This is a genomic window from Shuttleworthella satelles DSM 14600, from assembly GCF_000160115.1.
GTDB classification, from domain to species: Bacteria; Bacillota; Clostridia; order Lachnospirales; family Lachnospiraceae; genus Shuttleworthia; species Shuttleworthia satelles.
Genome location: NZ_GG665867.1, coordinates 277,954 through 294,492, shown reverse-complemented (window position 1 = coordinate 294,492; position 16,539 = coordinate 277,954). Strand labels below are relative to the sequence as shown.

Here is a 16,539-nt window from a genome sequence, read left to right as displayed (position 1 = left end):
AGGCATCTAAGCGTGAAGCCCCCCTCAAGATGAGATATCCCGTCCAAAAGGACATAAGATCCCTTGCAGAGTACAAGGTAGATAGGGCAGAGATGTAAGCACAGCAATGTGTTCAGTTGACTGTCACTAATCGATCGAAGGCTTGACCAAAAGCGAAGAAAGCGGACGAGCAGGAAAAGAGGAGCGAGAGCGCTTGCGCTTGGAGCGACCTGTTTTCGAGCGAGTCCATTTCGTAGAAAATGGAAGAAAGCAAAGCGAGAATGCTTGCATTCAAAGCGCATGCTTTCTTTCTGAGAAAGTTTGCGCAGCAAACGCATCGAGCAGAAGCAACGAAGTTGCGGATGCGAGATGACCATTTTCGAAGAGTGTGAGAAAAGATCCGCGGTTTGCAATTCATCTGTATGAAGTTTTGAAGGTATCTGCCTTCTCTCAATGGCCTAGTGGCTCAGTTGGTTAGAGCGCCGCCCTGTCACGGCGGAGGTCGAGGGTTCGAGCCCCTCCTAGGTCGTTTCATGCGAGAGAGTTTCAGAATATTTCGCATGAGTCATGTGGGATCTTAGCTCAGCTGGGAGAGCATCTGCCTTACAAGCAGAGGGTCATAGGTTCGAGCCCTATAGGTCCCATTGAGAGCCATTTGGTTCTTGTCAGCCGATGTGGCTCAATTGGCAGAGCAGCTGATTTGTAATCAGCAGGTTGTAGGTTCAAGTCCTATCATCGGCTTTGTCAGTTGACAACAATCGAATCAGGGTGGTTTCCCGAGTGGCCAAAGGGGACAGACTGTAAATCTGCTGCAAATTGCTTCGGTGGTTCGAATCCACCACCACCCAGTTGCCGAAAGGCATCAATTTCATATCGCGGGATGGAGCAGTCTGGAAGCTCGCCGGGCTCATAACCCGGAGGTCATAGGTTCAAATCCTATTCCCGCAACTTTTGCCCAGTTAGCTCAGTTGGTAGAGCAGCGGACTGAAAATCCGCGTGTCTCTGGTTCGATTCCGGAACTGGGCATTCTTATGCCTTTTTACAGTTTGTATATATTTATATTGGCTCTATGTCAAATGTTGGGGCGGGATCCTTCGGGAGCCCGCCCTAATACTGTGTTTGGGCGGATTTAGGTGTTCCATGGTATGTCAGCATCTTTTATGGCATAACCGAAAAATTCATAATAGCTTTTTTAATAGGTAGAAGTGTCATATATTGACATATAAAAATATTAATTGTATTATATTCAATGTTGAATATGGAGGTGGGTTTGTGATACGTTTATTGGTGCTTTGGCTGCTGGATAACGAATCTATGTCAGGTTATGATATAAAGCAGATGTTACAAACAATGGATGCAAAAAGATGGGGAGGAGTGCTCATAGGTTCTATTTATTATGCTTTAAAAAAGCTTGAAAAGAACGGATATATCTGTGTAACGGATATGGAACAGGCACAATACAGACCGAGAGTAACTTATAGTATTACTCAAAAAGGGAAAAAATATTTGAGAACATTAATTTATGATTCGTTGACGGAGTTTTCTCTTTCTTATCCGTCATCTTTATATGCCGGGATATCATTATGTGATAAGCTGACATCCGGTGAGATTTATACCGCCTTGGAAAGTCAACTTAAAAGGCTTGATATTGAATATGAATCTGTTATGAAAGGCTGGAAAGAAAAGTGTGAAGCAATGAATAATGATGTTGCGCCTATGGTAAAGTTGGTTTTTGATAATATGTTTGCAATGATTAGGCAACAGCAGGATTTTATAAAAAAAGTATTAGAATGTTTGGAAACATGATATGGAGGTATACATTTGAAAAGTAGACAGGAACTGGAGCAGTTATTATTTTCAATAAACGGTCAGGGATATGGTGCATATAAATCTATAAAGGGAGAGTACAACTTCGGGAAATATATTCTTTCCATTGACCATGTACAAGTTGACCCGTATGCACCGCCGTCAAAAGTGCGGATTATTATGAACAGGAAAGTAACAGGTATTCCTGATGAATTACTTGATTCAAAAAGTAAAATTATTGCCGTTTCGGATTTTTTAACAAGGGAGTTTTATAAAAAAACTGAAATTTACAGTCGGAAAATAAATGCTACAGGTGGTAGCGGTATGATTGTAATTGACAGATGCGGACAGGAGATGTTGGAGAGAACTTCCGTTTTGATTAAGGATAACAGAGTTGAGGTAAGATTTGAGATAGGGCTTCCGGCAGCCGGTAGACGTGTTTTAGGAAAAGAAGCCAATCGGATTTTTTCACAAACTCTTGAAAAAATTGTAGATGCGGCATTACTGTATGAAAATATTGATCATAATGAATTGAAAAATCAGATTTCTTTAATGATCGATCAAGAGTATATAAGGGAAGAATTAAAGCGAAGAAATTTGGTTGCATTTGTTGCCGACGGATCTGTTTTGCCGCGTGAGAGCGGTGTTTCAGATAAGCCTTTGCGTGACGGGATTCCTTTTCAGAGTCCAAAAAGTTTTAAAACAGATATGGATCTTCCAAGCGGAAAGCATATATCAGGGATGGGAATTGAAAAAGGTATTACATTGATTGTAGGCGGAGGCTACCATGGCAAGTCAACACTGCTGAAAGCACTTGAACGCGGAGTATATAATCATATTTCAGGTGACGGGCGTGAAATGGTGATTACCTGTTTTGATGCGGTCAAGATTCGTGCAGAGGATGGAAGAAATGTTGAAAAAGTAAATATAAGTGCTTTTATAAATAATCTGCCGGGAAATAAGGATACACATTTATTTTCTACGGAAAATGCCAGCGGAAGCACATCACAGGCGGCAAATGTAATGGAAGCTTTAGAATCCGGAACTTCACTTATCTTGATTGATGAAGATACTTCCGCCACCAATTTTATGATATGTGACGGTCGTATGCAAAAACTGATTGCAAGAGAAAAAGAGCCTATAACACCTTTTATTGATAAAGTAAAACCTTTATATAAAGATTTGGGAGTTTCCACCATACTCATAGTGGGAGGTTGCGGAGATTACTTTGATGTTGCCGACAGAGTTATAATGATGGATGAGTATATTCCAAAGGATGTCACCGACAGAGCAAAGGAAATAGCGTCTACCGACGGATATAAAAGAGAATTTTTATCAGATAATGTTTTTGGTAAAGTAACACATCGTGTTCCTTTGAAAAAAGGATTCTCTTTGTCAGGTAAAGAAGATCGCCTGAAAGCCAAAGGCAAATATACTATTTTGTATGGATGGAACAATATAGATATTTCAGGGCTGGAGCAGCTTGTTGATGAAAGTCAGACAAATTGTATCGCCGTTATGATCGGGTTTTTAAAGAATAAAGTGATTGATGAAAAGAAGACAATTGAACAGTCACTGGATCAGATGTACAGACATATTGAAAAATCAGGATTGGATTCCATATCACCATATACAGGTCATCCCGGTAATCTTGCAATGCCAAGAAAACAGGAAGTTTTTGCGGCTATCAGCAGATATAGAGGGCTGGTTGTAAAAGGATAAACACTAACTTATACTTATTCCTAATCATCTGACCGATATAAAAACTCACCGTCAAACCGGTATAAGTTAGCGTAAAGTTTTTGTAGGAATTTGAAAATAATAGAAAAGAGGTACCCCGACGTGTTAAGGTTAAGTATCCAAACACAACCAGCGACACGAAGGAGACCTCGATGTCAGTATACCTCAGTTTGACCCCAGAAGCATCGATAGATTAATAAAAGTCCAGGAGCAGTTCTTCCGGGATCCATCCACCATGTCAGAGTTTATCCTTACAACAAGAGACGAATTCCTTCGCATGGGACTGGATTTCATCACCCAGACTCTGAACAGTTGCGATGAGATGCTGCGAGGGAGTGCCGTGCGGAGGATGAAAGGGTGGCAGATCGTCCGCAGAGACAGCAAGGCCCTGATCACATCTCTCGGCAATGTACAGTTCCAGAAAACGCTGTTTAAGAACAGCAAGACCAAAGAAACATGTTACCTTGTAGATCGGATCCTTGGTATCGGTGAACATCAGAGGATCACAGACGACGCACTCGCTAACCTGCTTGCAGAAACGGTACAGACCTCTTACCGTAGGGGCGGTGAAGAAGTAAGTACTTTGAGTCAAGTAAGCAGACAGACCGTCAAAGAAAGAATCCATGCGTTGGAATTCCCCCTGGAAAAGGATAAACCGGAGCAGGATGAAAAACGTGCTCCGGAGTATCTGTTTATCGACGCGGATGAAGATCACGATATGATCATTTATGTCGAAAGGAGTGCTGACGATGTATGATAAAAGCAATAAAAAATTTTGGGATAAATTTGCCAAGCGGTATGCTGCCTTTATGAAGAAAGATAAAGGCGTTTGATGCTGTATAAATAAAGTTGACATCTTATTCTCAAGGATTTCATTATAATTTAAGAGAATAAGGAGGCGTTTACGGTGGCAACTAACAGACAGTACGATCAGGAGTACAAAATCCAGGCAGTTAAGCTGGCAAAAGAGATTGGCCAGGCAAAAGCTGCACGTGAACTAGGCATCCCCAAAAACACGCTCTATACATGGATACGCGCTAATAGGCTCGGAAATCTGGATCTTGGAGCGGGATCCCAGACCCCCAAAAGTGCTATGACCCTGAATGAGGAGCTGATCACCTTACGTAAGCAGGTCAAAGATCAGGATAAGGAAATTCGTCGTCTTAAAGAAGAAAACGAGTTCCTGGAGGAAGCCAGCGCTTTTTTTGCCGCGAGCCGTCTGAAGTCAGCAAAAATGAAAGACTGAAATATATCACTGTTAAGACAGAAGGCGGCATGATTAAAGGGAAACTTACATTCTACTGTCGGATGCTCCATGTGAGCCGCCAGGCATTCTATAAATACCTGCAACGTAAGGATCGGCCTTGGAAATATCAGAAGCTGGCCGATGCTATGCGGGATATCCTAAAGGAAGATGAATGTAATGATACCTATGGTCGTTCCAGGATGCGTGACGCTCTTCTGCAGAAGAAGCCGAAGGATATCGATATCCCGAGTGAGCGGACCGTCTATCGAGTAATGGAAGAAATCGGCATCAGTCATCGTCCAAAGCGTAAGCCAAATGGAATAACGAAAGCCGACAAGGCTGCTCGTAAATCGGATGATCTGCTCAAGCGGGATTTCAGGTCAACAGAGCCACTGACAAAATGTGTTACGGACATAACCGAAATCAAGGCAAGTGATGGTAAACTCTATGTTTCTGCTATGTTTGACTGCTTCGATCTGGCTGTCTTAGGACTGGCAATGGCTACCAACATGAAGGCCCCGTTGTGTGCCCGAACCCTGAGGAATGCTCATAAGGCTTACCCGGAGATCGAAGGTGCGATCTGCCATAGCGATCGCGGAGTACAGTACACCAGTGATTGCTACCGTAGAGCCGTCCAGGACTGCCATATAACACAGAGCATGAACAGTGATGGTGGCCGTTGCCATGATAATGCTCGTTGCGAGAGCATGTGGGCGAGAATGAAATCTGAACTCTTATATGATCGCTATGATACCGAGAAGATGACTGTAACAGAGCTAAAAGAGCTTATCTGGCGTTACTACATGAGCTACTGGAATAACCGTCGAATCTGTTCCGCAAATGATGGCCTTCCACCCATGGTCAAGAGACAACAATACTATTCATCTTTACAGGAATCAGCTTAGGGTTGTAAATCCTTGAGGAAAATCTGTCAACCATTATTGACAATATCAGTTTATGATAAAGTTTGCGGATACATCAGTCCTTATCTGAATAAAGAAATGAATGTGCTTGAACTTGCCTGTGGTTCGGGACAATTGTCGTTTCGCCTTTCAAAGCACACGAAAAGTTGGATTGGAACAGACTTTTCCGAACAGATGATTCTGGAAGCGAGGAAACGTGGAGAATACGAAAACCTTACATTTGAAATAGCCGACGCAACATTATTACCTTTTGCAGATGAAGAATTTGATTGTGTCGTCATTGCCAGTGCGCTTCATATTATGCCCAGGCCAGATCAGGCAATGAAGGAAATATACAGGGTATTGAAACCGAATGGTACTTTGCTTGCTCCGACTTTTCTGTGGAAAGAGGGAAAGCAAAGAAAAATTATAAAAAGGTTGATGTCTATTTTAGGATTTAAAATGTATCAAGAATGGAATAAAGAGCAATTTGAAGATTTTATTGAGGAATATGGCTTTTCAGTAGTTGAAATGAAATTTGTATATGGAGGTCTGGCGCCGATTGGTGTGATGATTGCTCGAAGAAGCTTTTGATAAGCCGGAGGTGAAACAGCTTCCGAAGAAGAAAGAACTGTTGAAGGGGCGATGGGACTTATCCGGTAAAGATTCTTTCGTCCCATCAAATCGCCTGTTCCAACGCATTAGGGAGGCTTTGGAAATCTTGTATCTACGACAGACAAAACTGATATCGTGAGAGGATCGATACAATTTAACGATTTCCCTCTCAGGGGTGTCGCATAGGTTTTAGGAGTGTCGGTTTTACAGACCGGCTATTTTTTGAAAAACATGTAATAAAACTATTGACAAGTTTGCACCGGGTTGCTATAGTGCACTTATAATGATAAATATTACAAGTGCAAAAACGAATTTCACAAGGAGGATTTCATCATGAAGATCGCAGTAGTAGCAGCAAACGGCAGAGTGGCAGGAAAGGTTATCACCGAGGCGGTGAACAGAGGTTTCGAGGTTACGGCTTTCGGCCGCAAGGAGAACAACACCGATGCGAAGGATTATGTTCAGAAGGACTTGTTTGATCTGACCGCAGAGGATTTGAAGGGCTTTGACGCAGTGGTTGATGCATTCGGAGTATGGACGGAGGATACCCTTTCCCAGCACAGCACTTCTCTTGCGCACCTTTGTGACATCCTTTCCGGTACGGATACCCGTCTTCTCATTGTTGGCGGCGCGGGCAGCCTTTATGTTAATCCCGAACATACCGCGCAGGTTTCTGACGGTCCTGATTTCCCGGATGCGTTCAAGCCTCTGGCGGCGGCTATGGCGAAGGCTCTCACCGAGCTTCGTGAGCGTAAGGATGTGAAGTGGACATATATCAGCCCTGCTGGAGATTTCCAGGCTGACGGCGAACGCGGCGGTAAGTACATTCTTGGCGGCGAGGAGCTTACGCTTAACAGCAAGGGTGAGAGCATCATCAGCTATGCGGATTATGCCATTGCCATGATTGACGAGATCGAGAAAGGCAATCATATCCAGCAGAGAATCAGCGTGGTAAGGGAATAATGACACCGAAGCTTGTAATGTCTGCATGGACATCTTTCTTGTAACGATTTATATTACAAGCAGGAGGAATGGGCAATGCAGATTACAAGTAAATTCACGATAGCGGTTCATATTATTACTGCCATCGATTATTTCAAAGACAGCGAAAAAGTCACGAGCAACTTCCTCGCGGGAAGTGTTGGAGCGAATCCCGTCATTGTAAGAAATGTGATGGGAAACCTTAAGGAGTCCGGCATCATCGAAATCAGTCAGGGCAAGAGCGGCATCAGCCTTGCGAAAGGCCTTGACGAGATTACATTTTATGATGTGTATAAGGCTGTAGACTGTGTAGACGGCGAGGGACTTTTCCGTTTCCACGAGAATCCGAATATCAAGTGTCCCGTTGGCAGGAATATTCATCTGGCTATGGATGAAAAACTGCAGCGGGTACAGGATACGATGGAAAATGAACTGCGCCATATCACGATTGCCGATGTTGCGGCGGATATAAAAAAGGAAGTCGACTCCGCCGATTGATTTAACATCAGGCGCAAGACAAAACGGCGGGCTGTTGTCGGAATGACGATAGCCCGCTTTTTGGGTAAAGAGGTGTTGCAGATGGATACGAAGGAATATCTGGAATATATTGTAAAGGTCATCCACACAACCGTTGTTGCAACAGCTGATGATGAGGGACTGCCTGTTACGGCAGCCATCGATATGATGGATGCGGATGAGAGCGGTCTGTATTTTCTGACAGCGAAAGGCAAGGGTTTTTATGATCGCCTGGTCAAGCGGCAGTATCTTGCGCTGACCGCTATGAAGGGAAAGGGCACTATGTCCAGCGTGGCGGTATCCATTCGCGGCAAGGTGCGTGAACTTGGGAACGAAAGGATGCCCGAATTGTTTGAGAAGAATCCCTATATGAAAGAAATCTATCCGACAGAAGAATCCATGCGGGCACTGACGGTTTTTCAGATTTATGAAGGAACCGGCGAGTGGTTCAACCTGTCGAAGAAACCGATAGAAAGAGCTTCCTTTACCTTTGGCGGAGCAGAGAAAAAAGCGAAGGGTTATTTCATTACTGATGCCTGTATCGGCTGCGGAAGCTGTGCGGCAGTCTGTCCGCAGAATTGCATCGTGACAGACAGTATTCCCTATATTATCGAACAGGAACATTGCCTGCATTGTGGGAACTGCCTGACAGCCTGCCCTGTCGGTGCGGTGGAAAGAAGGTAACCACATGAATGAGAGAATGACGCAGGATCAGCGGCTTGACTACCTGGTAGAAGAATTCAAAGCTGATTCCGATGAATATAAAGACTTGCAGACACCGAACGATGAGAACGGGAAACGGCGAGTTCTCCGTTCGCTGATGAATATCCGTATGCCAAGAAAGATGGACGAATCTGTCCTCCGTGTTCAGGACGATTATCTGAAGGAACGCATCTATGAAAACGGGATCGTGGAGCTTTCGGACGTTCCTGTGATACGGGACGGGCTTTCCATCTGGCAAGGAGATATTACACGGCTTGCCGTGGATGCTATTGTAAACGCTGCCAATTCGCAGATGCTCGGCTGTTTCTATCCGTGTCATACCTGCATCGACAACTGCATCCACACCTTTGCCGGTGTGCAGCTTCGAGCTGAGTGCAACCGTCAGATGAATCTGCTGCGGGAAAGATGCGGCAGAGATTATGAGCAGCCTACCGCTGTTCCGATGCTGACGCCAGGCTATAATCTTCCGGCAAAAAAGGTCGTACATATTGTGGGACCTATCGTTCAGTATAGACTGATGCCGGAATTGGAAAAAGACCTTGCAGACTGCTATCGGAACACACTGGATATGTGTATGGAAAACGGTCTTGCAAGCGTGGCTTTTTGCTGCATCTCCACGGGCGTATTTCATTTCCCGAATAAGCGGGCTGCGGAGATTGCGGTACAAACAGTGACAGACTGGATGAAGGAGCATCCCGGATACATGGAAAGGGTGATCTTTAATGTCTTTAAGGACGAGGACAAAAAATACTATGAAGAACTTGTATGATGAAATGCCTAACGGATATCTGGAGAGCATTCAGAAGGGACTCGCCGCAGTAAGGTGCTTCAGCAGGCATATGGCTTTAGGAACAGGGACAAAGGAAGAAAGAATTGCAAGGCTGAAACAGGAAATCAAAACGGTGGACGCTGTCGTGATCGGATCCGGCGCGGGGCTTTCCACGTCTGCGGGACTCACCTATAGTGGGGAGCGGTTTGAAAGATACTTCTTTGACTTTGCAAGGAAGTACGGTATCCGCGACATCTACTCCGGCGGTTTCTATCCCTTCCCCGATGATGATACACGCTGGGCATGGTGGGCAAGGCACATCTATTTCAACCGTTTTATTGAACCGCCTAAGCCCGTGTATCAGGAGCTTCTTGCGCTTGTGAAAGATAAAGACTGGTTCTCCATTACCACAAATGTGGATCATCAGTTCCAGAGAGCGGGGTTTGATAAAAAGCGTCTCTTCTATACGCAGGGAGACTACGGACTTTTTCAAACCGCGGACGGCAGGAACGGCAAGACCTATGACAATGAGGAATGGACAATGAAAGCGATGGCGGCACAGGGGTTTGTGAAAGATGGGGACAACGTGTTCCAGGTGCCGGAGGACGGAAAGATAACCATGCGTATCCCGGCAGAGCTTATACCGAAAAGCCCGGAGGACGGCTCGGATGTTACAATGAATCTCCGCGCCGATGATTCCTTTGCGGAAGATGAGGGATGGCACAGTGCGTCTGCGGCATATTCCGACTTTCTGCGCAGGCACGAAAATCTTCATGTGCTTTATCTTGAACTTGGTGTGGGAGCCAATACGCCTGTCATTGTGAAATATCCGTTCTGGCAGATGACGCTGGCAAACAAAAACGCGGTGTACGCCTGTGTCAATTACGGAGAGGCGTTTTGTCCCGGCGAGATCGCGGACAGGAGCATATGCATTGATGGGGATATTGGAGAAGTGCTGAAAGCATTACTGTAAAGCAAAATAAAACTCCCGGCCATCGGCACAATACCGATGATCGGGAGTTTGCTTTGGGTCAGGATCAGGCTTTGATTTCCTGACCGTTTTTGAAGGTGAAGCGGATGTCGTATTCGCTGTAAACGGTGGCGTAGTCCACCAGCCCATGCCAGCTGTCCACGGTGTTGCGGGCAAAGCGGCTGACCGATTTTGTGATAATCAGGTCAATCTGGCCGTCCAGCGCATCTGCGACCATCTGCTTAAAGCCCTCGCGCTTTTTGGTGCTGGTGCCAGTGATGCTTTCGTCGGTATACATGTGGACAAACTGCCAATCGTCGCGGCTCTGTATGTATTGCTTCTTGGTGATGTGCGAGAAAATGGAACCACGCAGAATTATCTGATTCAGCACAGCGCTGGCTCAGGCAAAACAAATAAAATCCGTCCTACAGGCAGCAAAGGCCAAAAATCCATTGGATATGGAGCATATCAAGCTGGCCTTACAAGGCTATAACTTTGGCGGAGGGTATATCACTTGGGCAGTAGACAAGTATGGAGGATACTCTTATAGCAATGCCGTGGAATTTTCTACCATGCAGGCAGCAAAGCTTGGATGGGAGCGATACGGTGATACTCAGTATGTCAGCCATGTGCTTCGCTACTACCCTTATGGCCGTGCATTTACGACAGGAGGCGATACAGCAATCGTCGAGGTGGCATTATCACAGGTGGGAAATGTAGGCGGACAGCCTTACTGGTCATGGTACGGATTTTCCGAGCATGTGGATTGGTGCGCCTGCTTTGTGTCGTGGAGTGCAGAGCAATGCGGCTATATCGACTCCGGGATCTTGCCTAAGTTTGCGCTATGCACCTCTGGGGAGGCGTGGTTCAAGGAGAAAGGACAATGGGCAGATAGAACCTATGAGCCGAAAGCCGGAGATATTATCTTCTTCGATTGGGACGGAAACGGCGTGACAACCCATGTGGGTATCGTCCAAAAATGCGAAGACGGAACGGTCTATACGGTAGAAGGCAACTCCGGAGATGAATGTCGGACGAGAAGCTATCCCGTTGGGGGAAAAGCGATTTACAGATATGGTTTGCCGAGGTATTAAATGAGGTAAAAGTATGAGCGTTGGCTTGACAGGGACTAAGACGTATTTTGCAGAAATTTTAAAAAGAGGGAGTTACTTGCATAAGGTAGGCAACCCCCTCTCCGTATGTGTTGAGCACTTTTGGCAGTGTCTACGAAAATAGTGGCGGAGTCTTCATTATGGAGTACAATGTTCTTTTTTCAGAGTAGTAATATGCGGATGGGAATTGAGATCCTTGTTCATTTGTTAACAATAACATTTGATGTGTGCTTATGCATGATGATGTACATCCGAGCAAGACAATGTGCATTATGACTAAAAAATAATAAATTTTAAAAAAATTATTACATATTACACAAATGAGAGTACAATAAATTTAAGTTGAGGATAGTCACACACACGGAGGGAGGAAAAAGATATGCTTATTAAACTAGAAGTTAATGAAAATACTAGCAAAGATGAAGAAGAACTTAAGGTTAATGGATACATTGGTGGATGTTGGTCAGACTGTCAGGTGTATTTTGCTAACAGAAGCGCTGGAGATGGCTGTAGCTGAGACTGGACGGCTCATAAAGCTATAGAATGGTTACAATGCCTATCAAATTCTAGGCGCGAAATACCAATGTCTGATATAGGAAGGGAGACAGAAAGAAAAAAATACAAAGAATGAGCCAGTAATAGACGGAATATCAATCCATAGAGGGTAATCCCGTGTAGGAGTTTAGTTGACACTCTAATTATGGATAGAAAGAACGAATTCAGTGAGGATCTCTGTAGGCAACGATGCTTCTGGTAAACATAGGGGTGTAGTTGCCGTAGAGGGCTGGGGATAAACAAGGCCATGTAGAACAGAAAGGAAGACGTTCTATTTCGTGTATCCTTCAGTCACTATTTCAGTACTTGACTTAACCAATTAATATGAGGCGGAATATGAAAGATGGATAGTAAAGGCAAAATAATTATACATCGGGTAATATGTATCTTAACAATTTTTCCGGTTGTAGTCACTGTATGTTTGCTACCATTCATTGGTAGTAAAATCCCTGTACATTACGATGCATTAGGAAATATTAATCGATGGGGGAGTAAATACGAACTATTATTGTATCCAATTGTTATAATTGCTTTTGGCTATTTTATACGTGTAATGATAAATTTGAGTTATAGGTATTTAGGAAAAACAAAAGTTGAAAAATTTTTACTCTCTCTTATTATCATAATTTCAGTTCTAGTGATTATATTAGTAGATTATGATTGTCTTAGATTCTTATATAAAGGATTTAGCAAGGGAAACTGAGGTTAATATTCTTAGCTGAAGTGAAAAGTTTATTTCCACTCTGAAAAGCCCCCGAGGGGGTGCGGACAAAAACCTAGACACCATAATACCCTTGTGAGAACAGATGAGGTACACCAAGGAGCAGATTATCGTCGCACTGACATTATATAGTGCAACGGGCTCGGCAAATACGGTCGCACAAACACTAGGATATCCTTCAAATCCAATGCTTTATCACTGGGTTGAAAAGTATCCGGAATATTTATCTAAGCCGCATGTTCGACACCATAATTTACAGGGAGCAGCTTAGGGTTGTAAATCCTTGAGGAAAATCTGTCAACTATTATTGACAACATCAATACGATATAGAGAGCCAGGATGCCTGTAGTACCCTTTTTGTGTGCGCAGCTTACCGTAAAGCTCGCAAGCGGAAATAGATTACGGCAGTGATAGTCACGAATCCATTTCAACGCTTTCTCTGTGTGGGCACTGGGATAAGGTGTTTTCAGGGCGATATTTTTATAGTTTGTTTATATTTGTTTTTGGAAGCTTATCGACTTAAACACAATTTGAACACGAAATCCAACTAACATAAATACTGTCAAATGAAACCGACATTCATTTCGACATTAATCTTTTTCATAACTCCCTTTTCGTAAGTCCCCGTTCCCCGGGGACTTATTCTTTGTTCGGCTTTATTACAAGCTTTATAGCACGCAGCGCCCGCTGGCGTTGTTACCGCCGTCAACGGCAAATAGATATTGATTGCCGCATAAGCCTTATTCTCAAAGTGTGTGGTTTCTGATAATTTACCTCATTTCTTTTTTCCCAAACTGGGTAACCGCCAAAACGAAACACAGAACAAACATTACAACCGCACATGGCAGGAAGGGAAGCATCTCAAAAGCAGCAGCGCCGGATGTTTCTGCCGTAAAGTCATAGAGCAAGCAAGATACAAGATAACCACTGTAACAATACGGGTAAACAATCCACAGCGGCGTGTTCGCAACCAATACGCCAGGAATAATAAGTAACAAATTCAATCCCACAGAAAGAATCGGCTTTTCAAACAGTACAGTAATTGCCCACATAGCTGCAATGCTCGGCAGCATTGTCAGAAACAAGCCCAGGCACCGTTGCAGCAGATAGAGGATTGGTAAGGCCTCTGTCACTCCCATTGTCCGTGTTGCAAGCATCCCGGCAATTAGGAAAACGACAAGAAAGACCACTACTTCCATGAACAGATAAAATACCAGCACGCAGAACTTGGCAATGGAAAGCGCATATCGGCTGATTGGCAAAGCCAGCATTTTCAGAATACCATTATTTCCAGTTTCCCGACCTGCAATCATCACACAGACAACGATCATACTGAGTGGTAACAGATAATACGCATAAAGCAGTGTACTTTGAATGAACATGGCAGACCATGCATTTGTAGATTCCGGGGTAAAATGGTGGCTTAGGCTTGCAACACCGGTTGTAACCACTAGCAGAGGTGCAATAAAGATCAGGGGTACGATCTTTGATCGTTTTACTTTTATAAACTCGATTTTGAGTAAATCACAAAAGCTCATTTTCTCAGTCCTCCTACTCGTAGCGTCTATACTTCGCCAACCACAAACCCATGGCAAGGAAAAGTAGTGTTTCCGCCAAAGCGACAAGTGTAACCGTCGGATCAGGCTGGGCGCTCATGGCTACCGCCGGTTTGAGAATGACCACAAAAGGATGTAGCAACAGAAGAGTCAGATCGGAATTTGCAAGAGCCATACCGCTTAAAAACCCGGCGATACCAATGCCAAGCGGCACCCACATATTTTCGAAACGCGAGGAAACCAACAGCATAAATGACAACACCGGCATGGATGTGATAAAAGAATATCCGGCAAAGCAAAGCAAGGCACTCATTTTAAATGTTCCGTCCGGCAGATCCACCATGCCGATTCGTGCAAGCGTCAAGTTTTGCAGCACGATTGCAAGCAAAAACATAATCGTCAGAAGTAAAAATTTGCATAGATACATTGTCGGGACACTTACAGGAAGCATATACATCTTCCTGACAGCATTTCCCTTAAACTCCATGTTGTAGATTATGCAGGCAGCAACAACGATACCGAACAGATTCAAAACCAGAATCATGCCGTAAAGCTGGGTCAGCAGGACATCCATCGGAGCCAGCGGAAGATTTAGAAGTGCCTCTTTCCGCACAAGGAAATTAACAAACGCGTAGAGGGCTCCCAAAACACCAACAGCCAGCAGGACAGGAATCACGCCGGTACGCTTTTCTTTCCGAAGTTCGATTGCCAGAATTTTCATAATCTAGCCCTCCGTTTTCTCTCTGTATTGTCCTTTTCAACGATAGAAAGGAAAACATCTTCCAAATTGTCCGCAGTGAAACCGGATTGCAGGGCATATTGACGCAGATCATTCATACTTCCCTCAAACAAAAGTCGTCCGTGGTTTAGAATACCAATATCATCCGCAATTAATTCGATTTCAGACAACATATGGGACGAGATCAGCACCGTACAGTTATAAAGACTGGGCAAGGATTTTACCAGATTGCGGATTTCGTGAATACCGGACGGATCAAGACCGTTGGTGGGTTCATCCAGAATCAGGATTGGCGGGCGCCCCAGAAGTGCTCCGGCAAGACCCAAACGCTGTTTCATACCAAGTGAATATTTTTTGGCCAGCCGGTCACCGAATTCGGTCAACCCTACCAGGTCCAGGGCATCCTCCACATCGGTTTTCGACAAGTCTAAAATGCGGCGAATAATATCGAGATTTTCCCGACCGGTCAGATTTGCATAGAAGGACGGCGCTTCAATGAAAGAACCGATTTCTTTGAGAATGCTAATCCGATCAGCCGGAAACTGCTTATTATCAATGGTAAAGTTGCCCTTTGTCGGTGCCGTCAGGCCCAGCAGCATTTTCATAGTTGTGGATTTTCCCGCGCCATTGGGACCAAGGAAACCATAAATACTGCCCTTGCGAATATGGAGTGAAACATTGTTGACCGAAGTAAAATTCTTATACTTCTTTGTCAACTGTTCCGTTGTCATGATATAGTCCATAGAAATATCTCCTTTCGATGCTTTTATGGTTTTATGGTATAACTGCAACCTGACATCTACATTCTCCCGTCCTTACTTTTACCTTACTTTTTAAGGGATGAGACCGCAGAATATACGCCGATGATATAATGAAAATCAGGGAATCAGATTGGAGAAAACGCTATGGACAATTCCTTTTTGCACACTAAGAGGCTCCTGTTGGTAGATGATGAACAGGAGTTATTGAAGATGCTAACAGATATATTGAAAGATGCAGGATTTGAAACTATTTTTACGGCTGCGTCTGTCAAAGAGGCTATTTTAATCGCAAAAAAAGAAAATCCTGATTTCATTGTTCTGGATGTCATGCTGCCGGATGGAGACGGCTTTTCTTTGATGCAGCAGCTTCGTACGATTAGTAATGTACCGATCATTTTCCTGACAGCAAAAGACGAGGCAACAGATAAATTATCGGGCTTGGGTCTTGGTGCAGATGATTATATTTCAAAGCCTTTTTTGCCGCAGGAATTATTGCTGCGTATCTATGCGGTACTGCGTCGCGCCTATAAAGAGGATGCGCCGCTGCTTGTTTTAGATGGATGTACGATTGATTTTAGCCGGGCCGAAGTTCATAAGGGCAGCGAAATTATTTCCTTAACTGCCAAAGAACACACCTTACTCGAAACACTTGCCCACAATGAAGGAAAGATTGTTACCGTGGATGCGCTTTGTGAAGCGCTATGGGGAGATAATCCCTTTGGCTATGAAAACAGCCTTAATGCTCATATCCGGCGCGTCCGGGAAAAGATCGAAACCGACCCGTCAAAGCCTGTGTCCCTGATAACGATTAAAGGGTTGGGTTACAAATTGACAGCAAGAAAGTGATG

General features: G+C 44.2%; 18 protein-coding genes, 6 tRNA genes and 2 pseudogenes. 21 read left to right on the top strand and 5 right to left on the bottom strand.

The annotated features are described in order from the left end of the window. Positions 1-434 precede the first annotated feature (434 nt). From GCWU000342_RS08175 to GCWU000342_RS08120, 12 genes are all read left to right on the top strand, one after another. Positions 435-508, top strand: a tRNA-Asp gene (locus tag GCWU000342_RS08175). Positions 509-550: 42 nt separating this feature from the next. Continuing rightward, a tRNA-Val gene (locus tag GCWU000342_RS08170) sits at positions 551-623 on the top strand. A 24-nt stretch (positions 624-647) separates the two neighbouring features. Beyond that, positions 648-720: transfer RNA gene (locus tag GCWU000342_RS08165), tRNA-Thr, on the top strand. A gap of 25 nt (positions 721-745) precedes the next feature. Beyond that, positions 746-827, top strand: a tRNA-Tyr gene (locus GCWU000342_RS08160). A 26-nt stretch (positions 828-853) separates the two neighbouring features. Then, positions 854-927, top strand: a tRNA-Met gene (locus tag GCWU000342_RS08155). 5 nt (positions 928-932) lie between these two features. After that, a tRNA-Phe gene (locus GCWU000342_RS08150) sits at positions 933-1,005 on the top strand. Positions 1,006-1,251: 246 nt separating this feature from the next. After that, positions 1,252-1,785 (top strand): PadR family transcriptional regulator, encoded by a 534-nt coding sequence (locus tag GCWU000342_RS08145; RefSeq protein ID WP_330360275.1) that lies wholly within the window; start codon positions 1,252-1,254, stop codon positions 1,783-1,785. A gap of 15 nt (positions 1,786-1,800) precedes the next feature. Beyond that, entirely contained in the window at positions 1,801-3,507 is a 1,707-nt protein-coding gene (locus GCWU000342_RS08140; RefSeq protein WP_006906919.1) for an ABC-ATPase domain-containing protein, read from the top strand. Between the two features lie 253 nt (positions 3,508-3,760). Continuing rightward, positions 3,761-4,282, top strand: coding sequence for a UPF0236 family transposase-like protein (locus tag GCWU000342_RS10245; RefSeq protein WP_006906918.1), 522 nt, complete (start codon positions 3,761-3,763; stop codon positions 4,280-4,282). A 150-nt stretch (positions 4,283-4,432) separates the two neighbouring features. After that, positions 4,433-4,771 carry a transposase gene (locus GCWU000342_RS08130; protein ID WP_006905209.1) on the top strand — a complete coding sequence of 113 codons (339 nt, stop codon included), beginning with the start codon at positions 4,433-4,435 and terminating at the stop codon, positions 4,769-4,771. 29 nt (positions 4,772-4,800) lie between these two features. Then, a complete protein-coding gene (locus tag GCWU000342_RS08125; protein WP_006905210.1) occupies positions 4,801-5,676 on the top strand; it encodes an IS3 family transposase in 876 nt (291 codons plus the stop codon). Between the two features lie 12 nt (positions 5,677-5,688). Continuing rightward, on the top strand, positions 5,689-6,267 hold the full coding sequence (locus GCWU000342_RS08120) for a class I SAM-dependent methyltransferase (RefSeq protein WP_045000944.1): 579 nt from the start codon (positions 5,689-5,691) through the stop codon (positions 6,265-6,267). A 45-nt stretch (positions 6,268-6,312) separates the two neighbouring features. Here GCWU000342_RS08120 and GCWU000342_RS10540 read toward each other — a convergent pair. Next, positions 6,313-6,447 (bottom strand): annotated as a pseudogene (locus GCWU000342_RS10540) (IS481 family transposase); the annotation flags it as partial. A 174-nt stretch (positions 6,448-6,621) separates the two neighbouring features. Between GCWU000342_RS10540 and GCWU000342_RS08115 the strand changes: the two are divergent. The 5 genes from GCWU000342_RS08115 (at position 6,622) to GCWU000342_RS08095 (ending at position 10,250) form a co-directional block, all read left to right on the top strand. After that, positions 6,622-7,251, top strand: a complete 630-nt coding sequence (locus GCWU000342_RS08115) for an NAD(P)-dependent oxidoreductase (protein WP_006906915.1) — start codon at positions 6,622-6,624, stop codon at positions 7,249-7,251. Between the two features lie 75 nt (positions 7,252-7,326). Further along, on the top strand, positions 7,327-7,767 hold the full coding sequence (locus GCWU000342_RS08110) for an Rrf2 family transcriptional regulator (protein ID WP_006906914.1): 441 nt from the start codon (positions 7,327-7,329) through the stop codon (positions 7,765-7,767). A gap of 81 nt (positions 7,768-7,848) precedes the next feature. Next, positions 7,849-8,469 (top strand): 4Fe-4S binding protein, encoded by a 621-nt coding sequence (locus GCWU000342_RS08105; RefSeq protein WP_045000942.1) that lies wholly within the window; start codon positions 7,849-7,851, stop codon positions 8,467-8,469. A gap of 4 nt (positions 8,470-8,473) precedes the next feature. Continuing rightward, entirely contained in the window at positions 8,474-9,277 is an 804-nt protein-coding gene (locus GCWU000342_RS08100) for a protein-ADP-ribose hydrolase (RefSeq protein WP_006906912.1), read from the top strand. Beyond that, entirely contained in the window at positions 9,261-10,250 is a 990-nt protein-coding gene (locus GCWU000342_RS08095) for an SIR2 family NAD-dependent protein deacylase (RefSeq protein WP_006906911.1), read from the top strand. The genes GCWU000342_RS08100 and GCWU000342_RS08095 overlap by 17 nt, the downstream gene beginning before the upstream one ends. Positions 10,251-10,401: 151 nt before the next feature. Here GCWU000342_RS08095 and GCWU000342_RS11000 read toward each other — a convergent pair. Then, positions 10,402-10,581, bottom strand: a pseudogene (locus tag GCWU000342_RS11000) (recombinase family protein); the annotation flags it as partial. Positions 10,582-10,705: 124 nt separating this feature from the next. Here GCWU000342_RS11000 and GCWU000342_RS08085 point away from each other — a divergent pair. From GCWU000342_RS08085 to GCWU000342_RS11055, 3 genes are all read left to right on the top strand, one after another. Next, on the top strand, positions 10,706-11,341 hold the full coding sequence (locus tag GCWU000342_RS08085) for a CHAP domain-containing protein (protein WP_006906909.1): 636 nt from the start codon (positions 10,706-10,708) through the stop codon (positions 11,339-11,341). A gap of 397 nt (positions 11,342-11,738) precedes the next feature. Continuing rightward, positions 11,739-11,876, top strand: coding sequence for a hypothetical protein (locus tag GCWU000342_RS10535; RefSeq protein WP_156784536.1), 138 nt, complete (start codon positions 11,739-11,741; stop codon positions 11,874-11,876). A 381-nt stretch (positions 11,877-12,257) separates the two neighbouring features. Then, entirely contained in the window at positions 12,258-12,617 is a 360-nt protein-coding gene (locus tag GCWU000342_RS11055) for a DUF1648 domain-containing protein (protein WP_045000940.1), read from the top strand. A gap of 788 nt (positions 12,618-13,405) precedes the next feature. On the opposite strand, the gene GCWU000342_RS08075 is transcribed toward GCWU000342_RS11055, so the two are convergent. The 3 genes from GCWU000342_RS08075 to GCWU000342_RS08065 are packed head-to-tail and all read right to left on the bottom strand — an operon-like array spanning position 13,406 to position 15,673. Continuing rightward, positions 13,406-14,173: an ABC transporter permease gene (locus GCWU000342_RS08075; protein WP_006906906.1), complete on the bottom strand. Its 768-nt coding sequence runs from the start codon at positions 14,171-14,173 to the stop codon at positions 13,406-13,408. Positions 14,174-14,186: 13 nt separating this feature from the next. Next, positions 14,187-14,912 (bottom strand): ABC transporter permease, encoded by a 726-nt coding sequence (locus tag GCWU000342_RS08070; protein ID WP_006906905.1) that lies wholly within the window; start codon positions 14,910-14,912, stop codon positions 14,187-14,189. After that, complete coding sequence (locus GCWU000342_RS08065; RefSeq protein WP_006906904.1) at positions 14,909-15,673, bottom strand: ABC transporter ATP-binding protein; 765 nt, start codon at positions 15,671-15,673, stop codon at positions 14,909-14,911. Before GCWU000342_RS08065 ends, GCWU000342_RS08070 begins: the two co-directional genes overlap by 4 nt. Before the next feature lie 162 nt (positions 15,674-15,835). Between GCWU000342_RS08065 and GCWU000342_RS08060 the strand changes: the two genes are divergently transcribed. After that, positions 15,836-16,537 (top strand): response regulator transcription factor, encoded by a 702-nt coding sequence (locus GCWU000342_RS08060; RefSeq protein WP_006906903.1) that lies wholly within the window; start codon positions 15,836-15,838, stop codon positions 16,535-16,537. The last annotated feature ends 2 nt before the right edge of the window (positions 16,538-16,539 follow it).